The following is a 19,541-nucleotide window of genomic DNA, read 5'->3' as shown; positions in this document are numbered from 1 at the left end:
TGATGTCCGTCGACGATGTAATCCGCGTGAAACACGAAAGACGCTACGCCGTGCCCGCGCTGGAAAAGGGGCTCGGCTTACTGCGCATGCTCGGCGAACATCGTGGCGAGCTGAGCTTCAGCGATATCTGCCAGCGCACAACGATGCCAAAGGCGTCGGTTTATCGCGCCGTGCAGACGCTGGAGGAGATGGGTTTCCTGGCGCGTGGCACCTCGGGTGGCTATGCGCTTGGCATCAGCGTGCTCCGGCTGGGCTTCGACTATTTGTCGTCGATGGACATCGTGCAGATCGGCCAGCCCGTGATTCATCGGCTGCGCGACAACACGGACTGCTCCTCGCACTTGTGCGTGCGGGATGGACGCGACGTGGTGTATGTGGCCAGGGTTGCCGCTTCCGGCGAAATCGGTGCGGGTGTCAGCATCGGTTCACGATTGCCAGCGCATTGCACGGCAATCGGCAGGGTATTGCTCATGGATTTGCCGCGTTCAGAGCTGGAGCGGCTCTATACGGAGGCAGTGTTCGCTGAGACCTCCGAGGCTGGGCCGAAAACACCGCAACAATTGTTTGACTTGCTGGATGGCGACCGCGAGCAGGGCTACGCGATCAGCGAATCTTTTTACCAGCCGGGCATCTCGGCGGTGGCTTATCCCCTGCGTAACCGCAGCGGTGATGTCGTTGCCTCCGTCAACGTAATGGCTCCCCGGCATAACTTGCCGGACAAGTTGAAAGCATCGCTACGGCAAGAGGTGGCGCAGGCGGCCGACGAAATCGAGAGCTACCTGCAAGTTACGCGCTGAAGCGCGTACGCCATGAATCAACAAGTTTTTAAAGGACGTGCACGATATGGACATCCTGGGAATCGAAGAATACGAATTCGGCGTCGAGAACCTCGCGAAATGCGAACAATTTATATGCGACTTTGGTCTGACCCCGGTTCCGTGTGCACCGGGCAGCGAAGGTGCGATTTGCTTCGAAGCGCTCAATGGCAGCCGCGTATCGCTCTATCCGATCGATGACGCACGCCTTCCACCCGCTTTTGAAAATGGTTCCACCATGCGCCGGGTCACCTGGGGCCTTGCTTCGGCGGATGCACTGAATCGTCTGGCTGAAGAGCTGGCAGATGTTCCCGGATTTGTACGCGATGAAACCTCGCTCACCTGCCGCGACCCTAACGGTATGACCTTGCGTTTTCGTGTGAGCGCATTGCGCGACGTAACGCTCGATGTCGTGCCAATCAACCAATGGGGAGATGCTCGCCGCGTCGATCAGCCCAGTCCGGTTTACGACAAAGCGACGCCGATCGGCATCGGACATGCGGTGTTTTTTGTTGAAGAGCTGGACAAGGTCGAACAGTTCTATCGCGAGAAGCTCGGATTCCATGTTTCAGACCGCTACGTGGGCAAAGGCGTGTTCCTGCGCACAGCTGCGCGAGCAGGTCATCACAACCTGTTCCTGCTACACGTGCCGGGTAAGCCGCGTGGACTCAACCATGTGGCATTTACCGTACGCGATATCCACGAGGTCTTCGGTGGTGGTCTCGCCATGAGCCGCGCCGGTTGGGCAACCTTCCTTGGTCCGGGGCGTCACCCGATTTCCTCGGCGTATTTCTGGTACGTCAAGAGCCCAGCGGGTGGCGCGTTCGAGTTCTATACCAACGAGGACCATCTCACCGAAGCGTGGGCTCCGCGCGAATTGCAGCACTCGGTCGAATCGTTTACCGAATGGGCCGTTGAGGGTGGTATCGATGCGGCCACGCGGCGGCAGGTGCGCGCATGAATGCACCCGAGCGCATCGTGATTATTGGCGGGGGACAGGCGGCCGGCTGGGCGGCCAAGACCCTGCGCGATCTCGGTTATGCCAACCACCTGAGCGTGGTCGCCGATGAACCGCATGATTTTTATGAGCGTCCAGCGCTCTCCAAAGATGTGTTGGCCGGCAAGCAGGAACCGGAAAGCTTGCGTCTGTTCAGCGCCGATGTCACGAGTATTTTGAATATCGATTGGCATCGCCCGCAGCGCGCCACAAAAATCGATCGCACAACACGCCAGGTCCATCTGGATAACGGTGATTTGCTGTCGTATGACCGCTTACTGATGGCGACCGGAAGCCGTCCACGCTTGCCGGATCCAGCGTGGGCGCAAATCGGCGGTGTTGTCCTGTTGCGCAATATCGATGATGCGTTGAGTCTGCGCGAGCGTCTTGCCAGTTGCCGCCAGTTGGCGGTGATCGGTGGCGGCTGGATTGGCCTCGAAGTGACGGCGTCGGCCCTTTCGATGGGCATTTCCGCTACGGTCTATGAGCGGGCGCCCCGGTTGTGTGGGCGTAGCGTAGGTCCAGAAGTGGCCGATCAACTTGCCACTCTGCATCGCGCGCACGGCGCAGGATTGCGTCTTGCATGTGGCGATCTTGCGCTGTCCTCGAATCCGCAAGGCGGCGCAAGGATCGCCTCATCTGCCGGTGAGGAAACGTATGACACGGTGCTGGTCGGTGCTGGAGCGCAACTCAACGTGGAGCTTGCGCAAGATGCTGGTCTGACCATCGGTGGCGGGGGCATCGTTGTGGATGGTACGGGGCGCAGCAGCGATCCGCATATCTTCGCAGCTGGTGATGTGGCGACGCACCCTGTACATGGCATTTGCGTGCAATCGTGGGCCAATGCCCAGAACCAGGGTGCAGCCGCGGCGCGCGGCATGCTTGGCCTGGACGTGAATTACGACGACGAGCCATGGCTCTGGTCAGACCAGTATGGCGTGAATATCCAGATATTGGGTGTCTACACCAGCGGAAGCTCATGTATTCACCGTCTTGGTGGCGTTGGTATGGACGTCTATTTCTATCTCGATCCGCAGCAGCGCCTCCAGCACATGGTGTCGTTTGGCGATCCGCGCGCCATCAAGCTTGGACGTCGCTGGATGGCTACAGACCGTCAACTCGATCCCATGAATCTTGCGGATCCTTCCTTCGATTTGATGAGCTTGCGCTGAGCAATAAATGAAGCGGCGCAGCACTTGACAGTGCTGTTGCATGGAAAGAGCCGGAATTCGTCCCGCCGGACGGACTTCGTGTCTGAGGTAATAACCGGAGAGCAACGATGAGTGAACAGAAGAGTTTTGGTGAACGCATGAATGCGCGCGTTGCACGCTACGAAACGCGCAGCTACGACTGGGACGCACTGAAGTTCCAGGCCGATTTCGATCCCAAGTATCGTCGCGCGCAAATGCGTTACATGGGAACAGGCGGCACTGGCATCGGCGTCGATAACAACACCGTACCAGCGGACAGCTTCACCTTCTCTACCATGGTGCTTCCACCGCAGTGCGAAGGCCCGTTGCATGTGCACAGCGACGTCGAGGAGGTGTTTTTCATGTTACGCGGCAAGATCCAGCTGACGCTGGAACAGGATGGCCAGCGCTTCGAGACCGAGTTGAAGGAGCGCGATTTGATCTCGGTGCCACCGGGCATCTATCGCGGGCTGTTCAATCATGGTCAGGAAGAAGCCCTGATGTGCGTGATGCTCGGTGCGTCGAAGCCACAGATTCCAACCTATCCGCCGGATCATCCGCTGTCGAAGATCAAGCGCGAGAAGGCTTGATTCCGATGCACGACTCCGGCTTCAAGGAAGAGCGCTGGCAGCATACGCGCAGCTTGCGCATCGGTTATCGCCAAGTGGGCAATGGACCGACGATTGTGCTGTTGCACGGCATCGGTTCCGGGGCAGGTTCCTGGGCAAGTCTCACCGCTCTACTGGCGGGACATGGGCGACTGGTGGCTTGGGATGCGCCCGGTTACGGCGACAGCGAAGAGCTGGCCACGCCTGAGCCCACTGCTGCACATTACGCGGCAGCGCTGCACGATTTGCTGGAAGCGCTGAAGCTGGAGCCGTTCTATCTGGTGGGCCACTCTCTGGGCGCGATGATGGCGGCGGCGTACGCCGCCCACTATCCGGAGCGTGTACGTGGTGTATTGCTGGCAGATCCGGCCCAGGGCTATGGCTGGGCCGAGCCGGCTGAGCGCGAGCGTATACGGTGCGAACGTGTGACTCGGCTGGCCGAGTTGGGCGCATCCTCTTATGCGCGACAGCGTGCAGGCGCCTTGTTGCGTAGCGAGCCTGAGCCAGAGGCGCTGGAGATCGTGCGCACATCGATGCGCCGCTTGCGCCTGAAAGGTTTTTCCCAAGCGAACTGGATGCTCGCGAACGATGACATCTGGCGTTATCTGCCAGCCTGGCATGGTCCTTTGCACATCGCCTGTGGCGAGGCCGATTCGATTACTCCGCTAACCGATGCCATGACGCTGGCGCAGCGAATGAATGCACCTTGCACACCGCTGCCGCGCGCGGGACACGTCAGCTATATCGATGCGCCGGAAGCATTTGCACGGCTAGTACTGGATCTCATCCAAACATCCGATAACAGCGTCCCATACAAGCAGGAACGAGCATGACTTTTCAGATCAAGGACCGTGTTGCCGTCGTTACGGGCGGCTCGTCCGGCATTGGCTTCGAAACCGTTCGTCTGCTGTTGTCGCAAGGTGCACGGGTGGCCTTCTGCGGACGTGACGAAACACGCCTGGCAAGGGCTGTTGCCATGCTGCGCCAATTGTTTCCCGATGCCGATCTGCTCGCCCACGCCTGCGACGTGCTCGACAAAGAATCCGTGCAACATTTCGCCGACGCCGTACGACAACAATTTGGCAGTGTCGATATGTTGATCAATAACGCCGGTCAAGGGCGCGTTGCGAATCTGGAAGACACCGCCGACGAGGAGTGGCTGATCGAGACGCGCCTGAAGCTTTTTGGCGTACTGCACCCGCTGAAAGCGTTCCAGCCGCTGCTCGAAAAGAGCGACATCGCTTCGATGACCTGCGTCAACTCGCTAATCGCACTGCAGCCCGAACCACACATGATCGCTACCTCGGCGGCGCGTGCGGCCTTGCTCAACCTCACGCATTCGCTGGCGCACGAATTGGTGGAAAAAGGCATCCGTGTCAATTCCATCCTGCTTGGCATGGTCGAGTCGGGTCAATGGCGGCGGCGCTATGAGCTGCGTTCGGAGCGTGATCTGGATTGGAAAGCATGGACAGCGCGGATCGCCGAGCGCCGCGGTATTCCCATGAAGCGGTTGGGGCGCCCGCAGGAGCCAGCACAGGCGCTTGTCTTCCTGGCCTCGCCTTTGTCGTCCTACACCACCGGAAGTTGCATCGATGTTTCCGGCGGATTCAGCCGTCAGATCTGATACATCGCCATAACGAAGGGATTCAACACCATGAAGAAAATCATGTTGATCGGCTACGGAGCGATGGCACGCGAAGTCGTCTCGCGACTTCCTAAAGGGGTTCAGGTGGCGTGGGTCGTAGTGCCACCGGAGTTTCGCGAAAAGCTTGCTGGCGAATTGGCAGATACCGATATCGCCGTACTGGACAGCGTCACGCAAGCCTATACCGCGCCGGACCTGGTACTCGAGTGTGCGGGGCATGCTGCCCTGGCGGAGCATGGTGAAACCGTGTTGCGAAAAGGTTGGCCGTTGGCGGTGGTGTCGGTCGGTGCGTTATCCGATGCGCTGCTCTATGCGAAGTTGCGCTGCGCGGCATCCAAAGGACATTCGTCGCTGAAAATTCTTTCCGGCGCAGTGGCGGGCATGGATGGACTCGCTGCCGCTCGCGAAGCCGGCCTGGAAGAAGTGCTCTACGTATCACGCAAGAGTCCACAAAGCTGGCACGGTTCTCCGGCGGAGACGCTGGTCGATCTGAATACAGTCGATAAGGCAACGGTGTTCTTTGAAGGCAGTGCCGGCGAGGCGGCCAGACTTTTCCCAGCCAATGCCAACGTAGCGGCCACGATTGCTTTGAACGGTGTCGGTATGGATGCAACGCGTGTGCAATTGGTGGTGGATCCCCATACGCATCGCAATACGCATCGCATCCACGCGCGCGGTGCCTTCGGTGAAATGTCGATTGAACTGGCCGGCCATCCGCTGCCCAGTAACCCAAAAACATCCATGCTCGCTGCACTTAGTGCAGTACGTGCATGCCGCCAACTGCTGGAACCCGTGGCGTGAAAAGGAATGACATGATCGAAGACCGCATATTCGTAGGCGGCCAGTGGCGGCAGGGACGCGGGGCGCAGACTGCATCGCTGTTTCCGGCAGACCAAAGTATCAACGTGCAACTTCACGTGGCCGATCTCTCGGATGTCGACGATGCCGTGCAAGCTGGCGAACGCGCCTGGCGTAATCCCGCGTGGCGCGAAAGCCTACCGCATCAGCGGGCCACCGTGCTTTATCGCGTCGCGGCGTTGATTGAAGCGCGGCGTGAAGATCTGGCCCGATTGCAAACGCGCGACAACGGTAAGCCGTTGGCTGAGACACGTGCGCTGGTCGATAGCGCTGCCGGCACCGCGCGCTATTTCGCCGCCGTATGCGAAACCCTGGAGGGCGAATTGCCGACGCCGCGCAGTCGTGACTTCACGGCCTTTAGCACCTATGAGCCGATCGGTGTAATTGCCGCCATTACGCCCTGGAACTCACCTATCGCCAGCGAGATGCAGAAGATTGCGCCAGCGCTGGCCGCAGGCAATGCAGTCGTAGTCAAGCCTGCCGACGCCACGCCGATGGCGGCGCTTGCGCTTGCTCGCTTGTATGAGGAAGCCGGATTGCCAGCTGGATTGCTCAGCGTATTGCCGGGTCGAGGATCCGTGGTTGGCGAAGCGATGGTGCGGCATCCGCTGGTGCGCAAGATATCGTTCACCGGTGGCACCAACACCGGCCGGCATCTCGCACATATCGCCGCCGACAAGCTCATTCCCACGTCGCTGGAACTGGGCGGCAAATCGCCAACGATCGTGCTGGATGATGCTGACCTTGAGCACGCCGTGCGCGGCGTGGCGTATGGCATTTTCAGCTCGGCCGGGCAGGCTTGCGTCGCCGGTTCGCGCCTGCTGGTGCACCGGTCGCTATACGACGCCTTCATGAATCGTCTGCAGGACGTGGTGCGAGGACTGCGCATCGGCCATCCGGAGCAGGACGGTGTGCACATGGGGCCGCTGATCAGTCGCGCGCATCGCGAAAGCGTCGCAAATTATGTGGCATCCGCACTGGAAGAAGGCGGACGCATTCGCTGCGGTGGCGCTGTTCCCGCCGATCCGGCCCTGGAGCTTGGCAATTATTACCTGCCGACGGTTATTGAAGGTCTGTCGCCGCAGGCGCGTGCGTGCCGTGAGGAGATCTTTGGCCCCGTGCTGGTGGCGATGCCGTTCGACGATGAAGCATCGCTGATCGCCGAGGCCAACGACAGTGTCTATGGTCTGGCGGCGGGCATCTGGACCGGGGATTACCGCCGCGCCCTGAATCTGGCCGCGCGCCTGGAGGCCGGCACGATCTGGATCAATACCTACAAAAAATTCTCCATCTCCACGCCGTTCGGCGGTTTCAAGGAGAGCGGGTTGGGCCGCGAGAAGGGTAGGCAAGGTGTGCTGGCCTATATGCAGCAGAAGAGCATTTACCTGGGAATGGAAACCGCGCCGATGAGATGGAGCCGATGAGTATCGAAACAGCGATGAAAGAGAAGGTCACCGTCGGCGAGGCGATCGTGCGCGTGCTCGAGGCTTACGGCGTGAACGCCGTATATGGCGTGATCTCGATCCACAACTTGCCGATAGCGGACGCCATCGGTCGCCGTGGCAAGATCCGCTTCGTGCCCGCACGCGGCGAGGCCGGCGCGGCGGCCATGGCCGATACGCATGGTCGCTTCAGCGGTCTGGGTGTCGCGCTCACCAGCACGGGTGCTGGGGCAGGCAACGCAGCCGGCGCACTGATGGAGGCCATGAATGCAGGCGCGCCGCTGTTGCACATTACCGGCCAGGTAGAACGCGAATACCTGGATCGTGATGCAAGCTTCATCCATGAAACACGCGACCAGATGAGCCTGTTGCGTGGTTGCTCCAAGGCGGCCTATCGCATTTTGTATCCGGAACAGGCGGTGGCGATTGTGCAGCGTGCCATCCAGGAAGCGGCAAGGCAGCCATGCGGCCCGGTGAGCATCGAAATTCCGATTGACGTGCAGGCCAGGCAGATCGAGTTGCCTTGCCTGCTTGAGCCATTGCCAGCAGCACGACAGGCCATGGACGAGGCTGCGGTGGAGGCGCTCGCACGGCGGTTGCGCAGCGCGAAGCGTCCCGTGTTGTGGGTTGGCGGCGGCGCTCTGGCGGCGGCCGACGCGGTGCGGCGTCTGGCGGATCTTGGTGTCGCCGTGGTGTCCAGTACGCATGGCCGTGGCATCCTGCCCGACAGTCATCCGCGCAGTCTGCGCGCTTTCCATAACGATGCCGGTGTTGCCGGCTTGCTGTCGCAAAGCGATCTGTTGATCGTTGCCGGTTCGCGCTTGCGCAGCAATGAAACCTCAACCTATTCGCTGGCATTACCTGCATCGTGCGTGCAGATCGATATCGATCCCGCGGCGTGCAACCGCAATTATCCGATGGATACCTTTGTCCTCGGCGATTGCTCACAGGTGCTCACTTGCCTGGCCGACAGGCTGGAGAAGGGGCAGCGTCCCGGTATCACCGCGCGTGACCAGGCGCTGGCAGCGGTGGTTGCCGATGCGGAGAAAGCACTGCGCGAACAGCTTGGCCCGTACGCAGCCCTTTCCGACGCCGTGCGCGCGGCGCTTCCCGAGGATGGCATCTTCGTACGCGACATCACCATGTCGGGCAGCACCTGGGGCAGTCGCCTGCTTGGCTTTGAACGCCCGCTGCGCAATGTCCACTCGCTTGCGGGTGCGATCGGTCTTGGTTTGCCGCATGCCATCGGCTGCGCTATCGCAAACCCTGGGCGCAAAGTGCTTGCCGTGATCGGTGATGGTGGCTTGATGCTTAATCTGGGTGAATTTGCCACAGCAGTGCAGGAAAACCTCGACATCGTCTTCCTGGTAATGAATGACGCCGGCTATGGCGTGATGCGCGGCATCCAGAAAAAATATTTTGGCGATCGGCAGTACTACAACCAATTGCACGCCCCGGATTTCGTCAAGCTGGGTGAGTCCATGGGTATGCGCGCATGTAAGCTTGATGCGATCGAGAACTTCCGCTCCGTATTGGACGAAGCCGTGCAGCACGCTGGTCCTGCGCTGGTCGAGGTGGATATGGCAGCTATCGGCCCGCTGAATTTTGCCGGACCGCCGCAGAAGAAATTGTACTGATGACCTGAGTGGTCGCCCAGCTATGAACCTGGGTGGCTGGCGAGTTCATGCGGATGAAACGTGGTGGAGGGCAGGGAATGCAAATGCAGGGCAAGGATGCACGCTGGGTTGGTGTGATCACGCTGTTTGTGATCATGGCTATCTCTTATATCGATCGCATCAACATCGCTGTTTTGGTGACCGACGCCGGTTTCCTGGATCACTTCGGACTTTCGCTGGAAGACCATGCGAGCCAGGGCATGCTTGGCACCGCTTTCATGGTTGGCTATGCCTTGTCCAATTTCATCCTGACGCCATTTTGCGCCACGGTGCTCGGTGTACGCAGAAGCCTGTTCTATGGGCTGGTATTCTGGGGTGTGGTGACGGCGACATCGCCCTCCTTTTCTGGCATGGGCATGTTGTTGCTTTCGCGCGTATTGCTGGGCATTTCGGAAGGTCCGCTGTTCGGATTGGCATCGTCGTATATCAAGGCGCATTTTCGCGGTGACGAAAATGGCAAACCCAACTCGCTGGTCAACATGGGCACGGGTTTGGGTCTCGCCATTGGCTTCCCGTTGGTCAGTACGTTGGTTGCGATGCTTAATTGGCACGCTTCGTTTTACGTACTGGGCTTGATCAATATCGCGATTGGCTTACCTCTCGTGCTGCTTTACGTGCGCATGCCGGAGCGCCCGGATTATCGCCGCGCACCGGTGTCGATGGCGCGTGCGATGGCTGTGGTAAGTCAGAATTTCCGCAACGCGCTGCACACGCGTTACCTGGTCACACTCGCGTTGCTCACGTCAGCATGCTTGGCTTATTTGTGGGGTAGTGCGAGCTGGTTGCCGAGCTATCTGAAAATAGCGCGTGGTTTCTCGGTCAGCGAAATGGGGTGGCTCGGCTCCCTGCCACAGTACGCCATCGTGTTGGGTGTGCTCGTGGGAGGAGTCATCATCGATCGCATCAAACGCCGGCATGTGCCGCTGATCTTCGTGGTGGGCAGCATCGGTATCGCAGCATCGGTATTGCTCGCGATCTACGCGAGCAATAAATACGTCGCGGTATACAGCCTTATTGCCGCCGGTTTTTTCTGGGGGCTGCAGACGCCGCCGATTCCCAGCACTGTGCAGTATTACTCTAAGCCTGAGCATGTGGCGGCAGCCATTGGCTTCACCAATGGTACTGGCGCGTTGACCTCGGCTTTCATGCCCTTGCTGATGGGTTGGGTGATCGGATTGTTCCCGGCGGGACATCAAGCCGGCTTCCAGGCGGGCTTCGGATTGTTGGTCGGGACGCAGGTCGTTGTGCTGGTGTGTGGTGCGCTGCTTTGGGCGCGCGAGCGCCGCCGCGCGCATGAGTTGGGCAGCACAGCGCTCGCCGAGGGCGTGGCCTGATGGATGGCTGGCAAATGGTCAGGGCGGCAAGCCAGGTTTCACGATCGGGTCGTGTTTTGAGGCGAGTGGCAATCGGTCTCGTTCTGGCCCTGGGCGTGGCCGTTGAAACGAAGGCGACTAACCTTGCGCTCCCCGGCGTGAATCTCGGCGCGACGAGTTTCGAGGATGGCGGCGGCGGCCTAGGCACCCTGTTGCAGTGGAGTACCAGTCGCTTCGATGCGACCCGCAATTACAACGCCGACGGCGACCGCATCACCACCCGCTATGACAAATCCGTCTGGATTCACCGACTCCATTACGCCTATACCGCGAATATTCCGGTGGCGAGAGGTTACGCGGGCGCTGAAGTGATCGTGCCGCTGATGGATATCAACCTCCAGAGTGGTCCGGCGCATGGACATTCCGAGGGCATCGCCAACCCGAATGTAGGACTGTATGTGCAATGGTTGGACAAGCGTCTGTTCGGGTATCGATTCGAATCGCGTCTTTCGCTGATCCTTGCCTTGCCATGGGGGAACTACCGGCCGGATGCCACGCTCAATCTCGGCACGCATTACACCAGCTTCAATCCGTACTACGCCTTTACCCTACGTCCGGATCAGCGCTGGGAAATCAGTGGCCGCCTGATGTATCTGTGGAACGGCCCGAGTCGCGATCCGGAAATGCGCGTCACCGCCCAGTTCGGTGCGCCGGTTCACAGCATTCGGCCCGGCCAGGCTTTCCATTACAACCTCAGCGCTTCGTATGCGCTGACGCCACATTGGCGGCTCGGGCTGGGTATGTATCAGCTGCAGCAGATCAGCGCCGACCGCATCAATGGTCAGGCACAAGCCAGAACGCACGAGCGGATATTCGGACTTGGACCCGGCGTGCAATGGCGCAAAGCTCAGCATCGACTGATAGGCAATCTCTATTTTGAAGGGCTTGCCGAGAACCGTGCCGCAGGCACGCAGGCTGTGATGCGCTACATGTACGTGTTCTGACGCGGTATGACCCGGCGGGTGTTGCGGTGCCGCGAATCAAGGCTGTCGCAACAGGGACAACCGCTTGTCCATGAGGGCCATGGGCCGTAAACCCATGCGCATACGTATGTAACAGCACTGCAATTGGCGAGATCGCCGCTTGGGGGCTAGAATCAGAAGACTTACGCTCGTCCTGCGGCGAACACGCCACGCGGTCCTGTCCCGTGCCGGCCAAGGTCGCCGGATCGATGCCCCGGTTTCGTCGCTTCCCCAGCGACGCGCATCCACCGCATGGCGGCGCACGGCGCCGCGGAGACGTTTCATGGATCAGCTCGACGATATCCTCCACCAGGACCTCGACCCTACCGAAACCCAGGAGTGGGTCGAATCGCTCAGTGCCGTCATCAATCGCGAAGGCACAGAGCGTGCACATTTCCTGCTGGAGCGCCTCGTTGACTCCACACGCCGCTCCGGCGGCTATTTGCCGTTCGATCCCACCACCGAGTACGTCAACACCATTCCGCCGCATCTGGAAGCCAAGATGCCCGGCGACGGTGCGATGGAATGGCGTATCCGCACCCTGATCCGCTGGAACGCCATGGCGACCGTGGTGCGCGCCAACCGCAAGCCGGGCGAACTGGGCGGCCATATCGCCAGCTTCGCTTCGTCCGCCACGCTTTATGACGTGGGCTTCAATCACTTCTGGCGCGCGCCGAGCGAAGACCATCCGGGCGACCTGGTGTTCCACCAGGGCCATTCCAGCCCGGGCGTTTATGCACGTTCCTTCCTCGAAGGCCGCATCAGCGAGGACCAGCTCGATCTGTTCCGCATGGAAGTCGCCGGCCATGGCCGTGGCCTTTCCTCGTATCCGCATCCGTGGCTGATGCCTGATTACTGGCAGGTGCCGACGGTGTCGATGGGTCTGGGTCCGATCCAGGCGATCTATCAGGCGCAGTTCTGGAAGTATCTGGAGCATCGCGGCCTGATGCCCAAGACCGACCGGAAGATCTGGTGCTTCATGGGCGACGGCGAGTGCGACGAGCCCGAATCGCTCGGTGCCATCTCGCTGGCTGGCCGTGAAGGTCTGGACAACCTGATCTTCGTGATTAACTGCAACCTGCAGCGTCTCGACGGTCCGGTGCGCGGCAACGGCAAGATCATCCAGGAACTGGAAGGTGTGTTCCGCGGCGCTGGCTGGAATGCTATCAAGGTGGTGTGGGGCAGTTACTGGGATCCGCTCCTGGCCCGCGACAAGAATGGCGTGCTGCGCAAGCTGATGATGGAAACCATCGACGGCGAATACCAGGCATGCAAGGCCTTCGGCGGCGCGTACACGCGCGAGCATTTCTTCGGCAAGTATCCGGAGACGCGCGAAATGGTCGCCAACCTCAGCGACGACGATATCTGGCGTTTGAACCGTGGCGGTCATGATCCGCACAAGGTGTACGCCGCCTATCACTCTGCGGTGAACACCAAGGGCATGCCGACCGTGATCCTCGCCAAGACGGTGAAGGGCTACGGCATGGGCGCCGCAGGTGAGTCGCAGAACCCGACCCACCAGCAGAAGAAGCTGGATGACGAAGCCGTGCGCCACTTCCGCGACCGCTTCAACATTCCGGTGCCGGACGACAAGCTCAAAGACGTGCCGTACTACCACCCCGGCAAAGATTCTCCGGAAGTGCAGTACATGCTGGAACGCCGCAAGGCGCTCGGCGGTTTCCTGCCGCAGCGTCGTCGCCACACCGATGTGAAGATCAAAGCACCGGAATTGGCAGCGTTCGAGCAGATCACCAAGGGCACCGGCGACCGCGAAATCTCCACCACCATGGCGCTGGTGCGCGGCATGAACCTGCTGCTGCGCGACAAGGCCATCGGTCCGCGTGTGGTGCCGATCGTCGCCGACGAAGCGCGCACCTTCGGTATGGAAGGCATGTTCCGCCAGATCGGCATCTACGCGCCGGAAGGCCAGAAATACCGTCCGCAGGACGCTGATCAGCTGCTCTATTACCGCGAAGACCAGAAGGGTCAGGTGCTGCAGGAAGGCATTTCCGAGGCCGGCGGCATGGCCGCCTGGATGGCCGCGGCAAGCAGCTACAGCATCAGCAACCAGCCGATGCTGCCGTTCTTCATCTACTACTCGATGTTCGGTTTCCAGCGCATTGGCGACCTGGCTTGGGCTGCCGGCGACATGCGCTCGCGCGGCTTCCTGATCGGTGGCACCTCCGGCCGCACCACGCTCAATGGCGAAGGCCTGCAGCATGAAGACGGGCATTCGCATCTGCTCGCCGGTTCGATCCCGAACGTGCGTGCGTACGATCCGACCTTCTCGTATGAAGTCGCTGTGATCCTGCAGGACGGCACGCGCCGCATGCTGGAAGATCAGGAAGACGTCTACTACTACCTTACAGTCATGAACGAAAACTATGCCCATCCCGATCTGCCGCAAGGCGTCGAGGAAGGCATCGTCAAGGGCATGTACCTGTTCAAGGATGGTGGCAAAGCGAAGAAGAGCGAGACGCGTGTGCAATTGCTCGGCTCGGGCACCATCCTGCGCGAAGTGATCGCCGCGGCTGAATTGCTGGAGAAGGATTTCGGTGTCAGCGCCGACATCTGGTCCGTACCCAGCTTCATTGAAGTGCGCCGCGATGGTTTTGATGCCGAACGCTGGAACCGCCTGCATCCGGAAGCCGAACAGCGCGTGCCATATGTCACCGGTCTGCTGCAAGGTCGCCAGGGACCTGTGATTGCTGCCACCGACTACGTGCGCGAATACGCCGACCAGATCCGCGCCTTCATCCCGGATGGCATGCGCTACACCGTGCTCGGCACCGACGGCTTCGGCCGCTCGGATACGCGCGAACACCTGCGCAACTTCTTCGAAGTGGATCGTTACTGGATTGCACATGCTGCACTGGCGGCATTGGCTAAGGACGGCAAGGTCAACGCCAAGGACGTGGCGCGTGCCATTCGCGAGTACAAGCTTGATCCGGACAAGCCGAATCCGCTGACGGTGTAATACGTGTTACCAAAAAAGAACCCGCCGAAAGGCGGGTTCTTTTTGATCGATAGGTTCGCTCGCCAGATGAATCGATCAATCCTCATCGTCACTGCGGAACGCGCGACGCAGCAGCAGGAATGCGCCGATGGTGCCAGCCACGATGGCCGCCGTCGCCACCGGATGGCGATTCACTTGCCGGCGCAGGCGCCGATACTGGTAATTGGCTTCATCCGCGAAATCCTCAGCTGCCTGCGCAATGCGCTTGCCGGTATCGCGACGATTAAGGCGACCCACGGCACGGCGTCCGCGTGTCAGCAGGCCATCGGCCGTTTCAGAGGCGCCATCGGTGTACTGCCGTACCCGGTTGCTGAGGTTGTCGAGGCGACGTTCGATATCGGCTTGCCTGCTCATGGGATTCTCCACACTATCTGGATGGTTCAAATTGCCAGCGCTGACGTGAGCGTGGCGTTAACCGATGATACGCGCATTCAGCCGCTCAACAGGCTGTATTCACCACCGCGCTCCAGGGCGCGCTGATAAGCCGGCCGGGCGTGAATACGCTGCAGGAAAGTCTGCAGCCGCGGATAGCTTTCGGCCAATCCGCCGCGTGCAGCGGCCGCTTCCAGCGGAAAGCTCAGCATGATGTCGGCGACGCTGAAATCGGCCCCGCCGAACCATGCCTTCTTGCCCAATTCGCCCTCCAGGTAGGCAAGGTGCAGGGCGATCTGTGGATCCACAAAACCCTGCTGCACTTTGCCCGCGATGGCTTTGGCAATGGGGCGCACGAAGAACGGTGCTGGAGCCGTTTCAACACGACGAAATACCAGCTTCAACAGCAACGGCGGCATGGCCGAGCCTTCGGCGTAGTGCAACCAATAATTGCAGCGCAAGCGTTCTGTCGTGCCATGCGGTGGTATCAGGTTGCCGGTGCCATAGCGGTCGACCAGATATTCGATGATCGCACCCGATTCGGCCAGCGTGAGATCGCCGTCGGTGACGATCGGCGCCTTGCCCAGCGGATGCACCGCACGCAGTTCCGGCGGTGCAAGCATGGTCTTTGGATCGCGCTGGTAGCGCTTGATCTCGTAGGGAAGTCCAAGTTCCTCCAGCAGCCACAGGATGCGCTGCGAGCGCGAGTTGTTGAGGTGATGCACCGTAATCATGAGAACCTCAGACTGTCTGTGCCTGTGCTTCGCCTTCCTGCGTCGACGGTGCCACATGCAAACGTTGGCGGCGGCGCAGAGTAGGGAACATCCACATCCACAAGCCAACCACGGCCAACGTGCCGATGCCACCAAGCACGGCGGAACCGACAGCGCCCAGCCAGGCGGCGACCATGCCGGATTCGAATTCGCCAAGCTGGTTGGAGGTGTTGATGAAGATGGCATTCACGGCGCTGACCCGGCCGCGCATGGCATCAGGTGTATCCAACTGCACCAGCGAACCGCGGATCACCATGCTGACCATGTCGAACGCACCGAGCGCGAACAGCGCAAGCAGCGACAACCAGATCACCTTTGACAACGCGAAAATCAGCGTCGCAACACCAAAGCCGGCAACCGCGGCGAACATGATCTTGCCGACGTTCCGCTCCATGCTGTGCCGTGCAAGCCAGACAGACATCAACAAAGCGCCCACCGCAGGTGCTGCACGCAACAGGCCCAGTCCCCATGGGCCGGTGTGCAGCACATCTTTGGCGAAGATCGGCAGCAGGGCCGTGGCGCCGCCGAGCAAAACGGCAAATAGATCCAGCGAGATCACGCCCAGCACGTCCTTGCGCTCGCGGATGAAATGCACGCCAGCGAATAGCGTCTTCAGCGTCGCGGGCTCGCGCTTCGGCGGCGTCTGCTCGTAACGCAACCGTGACACCAGCGTCGCCGCAATCAGATACAACACGGCCGATACGGCATACACCACGCCCGGGCCTGCCACATAAAGCAAGCCACCCAGCGCCGGTCCGACAATCGACGCGGCCTGCATGGCCGATCCGTTCACCGCCATCGCGCGTGGCAGCAGCGACGGCGGAACCAGCGCCGGTACCATCGATTGCATCGATGGTGATTCGAATGCCTTGGCGACCGCGATCGTGAAAATCAGCAGCAGAATGCCGACTTCATTGACAGCGTGCAGCAGCGTGAGCGTCGCCAGCAGCACGATCGCGACCCACTCCACGATTTGCCCGAACAGCACGATCCGCCGCCGGTCGAACTGATCGGCCATGTGGCCAGCCGGCAAAAGCAGTAGCACGGATGGAAGAAACTGCACCAGGCCGATCAGGCCCAGGTCGAAGGCGCGGCCAGTGATCGCATAGATCTGCCAGCCGACCGCCACGGCCAGCATCTGGAAGCCGAAGCTGGAAGCGGTGCGGGCGCACCAGAAGGCAACGTAAGCGCGATGTTGAAGTAGCGAATCCGGCGGGCAGGGCGCGGAGGATGGGGGCATGAGGGGTCCTGATTTGTGGGGACATTATCAATGCGCAAGGGTGTTGCGCAAAGTGATCTGTGCCGTCGTGGGCATTAGTATCCGGAGGACGGCCCCGAAGGGGTGAGCAAAGCGGAATCATCCAGCGACCTGCACGGCATCAACGTCACTAGGTCCCGGCCTTCGCCGGGACGACGAACAACTCACGGCATAAATGAAGCACGAGTGACTCGTTGGACATTCAACAGACAAGCGACGCGCAGAACTTCCTTCTAGAATCTCTCCATGGGGAAATATCAAGGCTTCACCTTCGAAAGCTTTCAACGCTGGCGCCGCTCGTTTGAGCTGGGTGCATGGCCGGCGTTCTTTGCCATCAACACCGTTTTCAACGGGATGGTCTCCGTCATGGACCATCCGGACGTTCCACGGTGGGAACCCTGGGTATGGGAATCGAGCAGTGCCATCGTGAGTTTGGCCCTCATGCCTGCCTTGATCTATGTTTCGCGGCGCTGGCCCATACGTTTCGAGACCTGGCAACAGAACCTGCCGCTACATCTGTTTTTTACCCTGCCGTATAGCTTGATTCATGTCGTCGGCATGATGGCGCTGCGCTACGTTGCCTATGCCATCGCCGGGTCTCACTACGATTTCGACAGGTGGTGGAAGGATTTCGACTACGAATACCTCAAGGACATCCGCAGCTATTTCTGGATCATGGCCGGCATTGGCCTGTATCGGCTATGGGTGATGCGTTTTCAGGGCGAGGCGCGATTGCTGGATGAACCGGAGGTGGGGCCTCCGGTGGAACCAGTCGAACAACCCGAACGCTTCCTCGTGCGCAAGCTCGGCAAGGAATTCCTGCTCGCCGCACGCGAAATCGAATGGCTGCAGGCTTCGGGCAATTACGTCAATCTGCATGTGCGTAGCCGCGATTATCCGCTGCGCGCCACCATGGCCGGCATTGAGGCGCGGCTCGATGCGCAGTACTTCGTGCGGGTGCATCGCAGTTACGTGATCAACCTGGATTTCCTGGTCGAGATCGAGCCGCTGGAGACCGGCGACGCGCGGCTATTGATGCGCGATGGCGTGAAGATTCCCTGCAGCCGGCGCTATCGTGCGGCCTTGCGTGATCGTTTCGGGCAATCCACTGCCGCCTAGCGGCGGCTGAAAGGTTGCGTCGAAACGGGGCTCGTTTCAAGCTAGTGATATGTCCACCGCCGGTGCATTGCCAATGACGCGCTTGATTTTCCGCCGCTCCATCACCGTAGCCGCTGCATGTGGTTTTCTTGCTCTGGCCGCCTGCTCGCAGCAGGGGCAGGACCAGAACGCGCAATCCCAGGCCGATGCCGCCAAAGCCCAGGCGCAGGCGGAAGTCGAACAGGCCAACAATGAGCTGCAGACCTATCGTCAGGCGCTGCAGACGAAGAACGACGAGGCAGCGGCCCAACTGGGTGAGGACATCGTCCAGCATTTCCCCAGCTCCGATGCCGCCAAGGAAGTGCAGCAGACCTTGCCGCAGATCGAGCAGCGCTGGAAGGAAACCAGTGAAAAGCGCCGGCTGGCTGCGCTGTGGACGTATCAGGTCGCCCCGATGGAAGGCGGTACGCAATCCACGGCCAGTCTCTACAGCACGCGGCCTTCGGGCGACCGCGCCGTGCGGCTGGTGCTGCGCCGCCACACCAAATGGGGTGAGAGCATCTTCCTGTTCGGTAATGGGCACGGTTTTGTATGCAAGGGCAATTGCGTGCTGCAAGCGCAGTTCGACGGCAAGGCGCATCCGTTGCGCGCCTTCCTGCCCACGACCGGCGAGCCGGCTATTTTCATTCGCGACGACAAGCCCTTTCTTGATGCGATGGAAAAGACCAAGCGCATCGTCATCGATGCCGAATTGCAGGATGGTGGCAAGCAAGAGTTGGTATTCGAAACCGGCGGCTACGATCCTTCCAAATGGACCGAATTAGGCAAAAAGTGAAACAAGTCGCATGACGATGCTGTCCAAACATGAGCGATGACGTATTCGATGCATGGAGGAAAGCCTTATGTCGACGATGCGCGTTCTGACGACAATGATGTGGGTGGGCGCGCTGGCGGCCTGTGCCAGCGTGCCGTACGCACAACGCTTGCAGCAGCGCCAGCAGGCCTATACAGCCGCGGCTGGTGCACCGGTGCAGAGCTTTCGGCTGGTTCTCAACGACATCTATTCGTGGGAACCGCTGAGTGATACCGAATTGGTGGTCTACACGCAGCCGACGCGTGCTTATCTGCTGGACCTGTGGCCTTGCAGCAACCTCACCTTCACCAACGGCATCGGGCTGACCTCCTTTGCCAACCAAGTACAGGTAGGGTTCGATAAAGTGTTTACCGGCCGTGGCTATATACCCTGCAGGATCAAGCAGATCCGGCCAGTGGATCTGGCGCAATTCAAGCTCGAGAAAGAATCGCAGCGCCACATCGACAGCCTGCAGCGCGAAGCTGACACCTCGTCAAAACAACCCGCAGATACCAGCAACCCGTGAAGCCATGAGCGAGCCGGAGATCTATTGCCCCAACTGTGCCTGGCGTCCCTTGGGCACGAGCCGGTGGATTTGCGCACCG

General features: G+C 60.3%; 18 protein-coding genes. 15 read left to right on the top strand and 3 right to left on the bottom strand.

Annotated features, from left to right (window positions below; genetic code table 11):
- The first annotated feature begins 2 nt into the window (after nucleotides 1-2).
- The 12 genes from ISN74_RS17315 to aceE all read left to right on the top strand — a co-directional run bounded on the left by ISN74_RS17315 (nucleotide 3) and on the right by aceE (nucleotide 14,543).
- Nucleotides 3-797: an IclR family transcriptional regulator gene (locus tag ISN74_RS17315; RefSeq protein ID WP_188800402.1), complete on the top strand. Its 795-nt coding sequence runs from the start codon at nucleotides 3-5 to the stop codon at nucleotides 795-797.
- Nucleotides 798-843: 46 nt separating this feature from the next.
- A complete protein-coding gene (locus ISN74_RS17310; RefSeq protein WP_188800401.1) occupies nucleotides 844-1,776 on the top strand; it encodes a VOC family protein in 933 nt (310 codons plus the stop codon).
- The gene (locus tag ISN74_RS17305; protein WP_188800400.1) at nucleotides 1,773-2,984 is read left to right on the top strand and encodes an NAD(P)/FAD-dependent oxidoreductase; all 1,212 of its coding nucleotides are present in this window, start codon (nucleotides 1,773-1,775) and stop codon (nucleotides 2,982-2,984) included. The genes ISN74_RS17310 and ISN74_RS17305 overlap by 4 nt, the downstream gene beginning before the upstream one ends.
- Before the next feature lie 107 nt (nucleotides 2,985-3,091).
- On the top strand, nucleotides 3,092-3,592 hold the full coding sequence (locus ISN74_RS17300; RefSeq protein ID WP_203546638.1) for a cupin domain-containing protein: 501 nt from the start codon (nucleotides 3,092-3,094) through the stop codon (nucleotides 3,590-3,592).
- 5 nt (nucleotides 3,593-3,597) lie between these two features.
- Nucleotides 3,598-4,443, top strand: coding sequence for an alpha/beta fold hydrolase (locus tag ISN74_RS17295; protein WP_188800399.1), 846 nt, complete (start codon nucleotides 3,598-3,600; stop codon nucleotides 4,441-4,443).
- Complete coding sequence (locus ISN74_RS17290; protein ID WP_188800398.1) at nucleotides 4,440-5,234, top strand: SDR family oxidoreductase; 795 nt, start codon at nucleotides 4,440-4,442, stop codon at nucleotides 5,232-5,234. Before ISN74_RS17295 ends, ISN74_RS17290 begins: the two co-directional genes overlap by 4 nt.
- Before the next feature lie 30 nt (nucleotides 5,235-5,264).
- Nucleotides 5,265-6,056 carry an aspartate dehydrogenase gene (locus ISN74_RS17285; RefSeq protein WP_188800397.1) on the top strand — a complete coding sequence of 264 codons (792 nt, stop codon included), beginning with the start codon at nucleotides 5,265-5,267 and terminating at the stop codon, nucleotides 6,054-6,056.
- A gap of 11 nt (nucleotides 6,057-6,067) precedes the next feature.
- Nucleotides 6,068-7,537, top strand: a complete 1,470-nt coding sequence (locus ISN74_RS17280; RefSeq protein WP_188800396.1) for an aldehyde dehydrogenase — start codon at nucleotides 6,068-6,070, stop codon at nucleotides 7,535-7,537.
- A complete protein-coding gene (locus tag ISN74_RS17275) occupies nucleotides 7,534-9,192 on the top strand; it encodes a thiamine pyrophosphate-binding protein (RefSeq protein WP_338032597.1) in 1,659 nt (552 codons plus the stop codon). Before ISN74_RS17280 ends, ISN74_RS17275 begins: the two co-directional genes overlap by 4 nt.
- 77 nt (nucleotides 9,193-9,269) lie before the next feature.
- Nucleotides 9,270-10,565 (top strand): MFS transporter, encoded by a 1,296-nt coding sequence (locus ISN74_RS17270; protein WP_203546637.1) that lies wholly within the window; start codon nucleotides 9,270-9,272, stop codon nucleotides 10,563-10,565.
- 65 nt (nucleotides 10,566-10,630) lie between these two features.
- Entirely contained in the window at nucleotides 10,631-11,548 is a 918-nt protein-coding gene (locus tag ISN74_RS17265) for a SphA family protein (protein WP_188800395.1), read from the top strand.
- Nucleotides 11,549-11,849: 301 nt separating this feature from the next.
- On the top strand, nucleotides 11,850-14,543 hold the full coding sequence (gene aceE, locus ISN74_RS17260; protein WP_188800394.1) for a pyruvate dehydrogenase (acetyl-transferring), homodimeric type: 2,694 nt from the start codon (nucleotides 11,850-11,852) through the stop codon (nucleotides 14,541-14,543).
- 75 nt (nucleotides 14,544-14,618) lie between these two features.
- Here aceE and ISN74_RS17255 read toward each other — a convergent pair whose 3' ends face one another.
- The 3 genes from ISN74_RS17255 to ISN74_RS17245 form a co-directional block, all read right to left on the bottom strand.
- Nucleotides 14,619-14,936 carry a hypothetical protein gene (locus ISN74_RS17255; RefSeq protein WP_188800393.1) on the bottom strand — a complete coding sequence of 106 codons (318 nt, stop codon included), beginning with the start codon at nucleotides 14,934-14,936 and terminating at the stop codon, nucleotides 14,619-14,621.
- Between the two features lie 77 nt (nucleotides 14,937-15,013).
- Entirely contained in the window at nucleotides 15,014-15,688 is a 675-nt protein-coding gene (locus tag ISN74_RS17250; RefSeq protein WP_188800392.1) for a glutathione S-transferase family protein, read from the bottom strand.
- A 7-nt stretch (nucleotides 15,689-15,695) separates the two neighbouring features.
- Complete coding sequence (locus ISN74_RS17245; protein WP_188800391.1) at nucleotides 15,696-16,967, bottom strand: MFS transporter; 1,272 nt, start codon at nucleotides 16,965-16,967, stop codon at nucleotides 15,696-15,698.
- 264 nt (nucleotides 16,968-17,231) lie between these two features.
- Here ISN74_RS17245 and ISN74_RS17240 point away from each other — a divergent pair, with 264 nt between their 5' ends.
- From ISN74_RS17240 to ISN74_RS17230, 3 genes are all read left to right on the top strand, one after another.
- The gene (locus ISN74_RS17240; protein ID WP_188800390.1) at nucleotides 17,232-18,104 is read left to right on the top strand and encodes a LytTR family DNA-binding domain-containing protein; all 873 of its coding nucleotides are present in this window, start codon (nucleotides 17,232-17,234) and stop codon (nucleotides 18,102-18,104) included.
- Between the two features lie 73 nt (nucleotides 18,105-18,177).
- A complete protein-coding gene (locus ISN74_RS17235; RefSeq protein WP_188800389.1) occupies nucleotides 18,178-18,918 on the top strand; it encodes a hypothetical protein in 741 nt (246 codons plus the stop codon).
- A gap of 67 nt (nucleotides 18,919-18,985) precedes the next feature.
- Nucleotides 18,986-19,462: a DUF6491 family protein gene (locus ISN74_RS17230; protein WP_188800388.1), complete on the top strand. Its 477-nt coding sequence runs from the start codon at nucleotides 18,986-18,988 to the stop codon at nucleotides 19,460-19,462.
- The last annotated feature ends 79 nt before the right edge of the window (nucleotides 19,463-19,541 follow it).

The organism is Dyella caseinilytica (genome assembly GCF_016865235.1).
In the GTDB taxonomy this organism is placed as follows: domain Bacteria; phylum Pseudomonadota; class Gammaproteobacteria; order Xanthomonadales; family Rhodanobacteraceae; genus Dyella_B; species Dyella_B caseinilytica.
Note: the sequence above shows the minus strand (reverse complement) of the source record. Positions and strands in the feature narration are given on the sequence as shown.

Coding starts and splice junctions, on each gene's coding strand:
- ISN74_RS17315 (WP_188800402.1), top strand. CDS start 3: ATGTCCGTCGACGATGTAATCCGCGTGAAACACGAAAGACGCTACGCC.
- ISN74_RS17310 (WP_188800401.1), top strand. CDS start 844: ATGGACATCCTGGGAATCGAAGAATACGAATTCGGCGTCGAGAACCTC.
- ISN74_RS17305 (WP_188800400.1), top strand. CDS start 1,773: ATGAATGCACCCGAGCGCATCGTGATTATTGGCGGGGGACAGGCGGCC.
- ISN74_RS17300 (WP_203546638.1), top strand. CDS start 3,092: ATGAGTGAACAGAAGAGTTTTGGTGAACGCATGAATGCGCGCGTTGCA.
- ISN74_RS17295 (WP_188800399.1), top strand. CDS start 3,598: ATGCACGACTCCGGCTTCAAGGAAGAGCGCTGGCAGCATACGCGCAGC.
- ISN74_RS17290 (WP_188800398.1), top strand. CDS start 4,440: ATGACTTTTCAGATCAAGGACCGTGTTGCCGTCGTTACGGGCGGCTCG.
- ISN74_RS17285 (WP_188800397.1), top strand. CDS start 5,265: ATGAAGAAAATCATGTTGATCGGCTACGGAGCGATGGCACGCGAAGTC.
- ISN74_RS17280 (WP_188800396.1), top strand. CDS start 6,068: ATGATCGAAGACCGCATATTCGTAGGCGGCCAGTGGCGGCAGGGACGC.
- ISN74_RS17275 (WP_338032597.1), top strand. CDS start 7,534: ATGAGTATCGAAACAGCGATGAAAGAGAAGGTCACCGTCGGCGAGGCG.
- ISN74_RS17270 (WP_203546637.1), top strand. CDS start 9,270: ATGCAAATGCAGGGCAAGGATGCACGCTGGGTTGGTGTGATCACGCTG.
- aceE (WP_188800394.1), top strand. CDS start 11,850: ATGGATCAGCTCGACGATATCCTCCACCAGGACCTCGACCCTACCGAA.
- ISN74_RS17255 (WP_188800393.1), bottom strand. CDS start 14,936: ATGAGCAGGCAAGCCGATATCGAACGTCGCCTCGACAACCTCAGCAAC.
- ISN74_RS17250 (WP_188800392.1), bottom strand. CDS start 15,688: ATGATTACGGTGCATCACCTCAACAACTCGCGCTCGCAGCGCATCCTG.
- ISN74_RS17245 (WP_188800391.1), bottom strand. CDS start 16,967: ATGCCCCCATCCTCCGCGCCCTGCCCGCCGGATTCGCTACTTCAACAT.
- ISN74_RS17240 (WP_188800390.1), top strand. CDS start 17,232: ATGGGGAAATATCAAGGCTTCACCTTCGAAAGCTTTCAACGCTGGCGC.
- ISN74_RS17235 (WP_188800389.1), top strand. CDS start 18,178: ATGACGCGCTTGATTTTCCGCCGCTCCATCACCGTAGCCGCTGCATGT.
- ISN74_RS17230 (WP_188800388.1), top strand. CDS start 18,986: ATGTCGACGATGCGCGTTCTGACGACAATGATGTGGGTGGGCGCGCTG.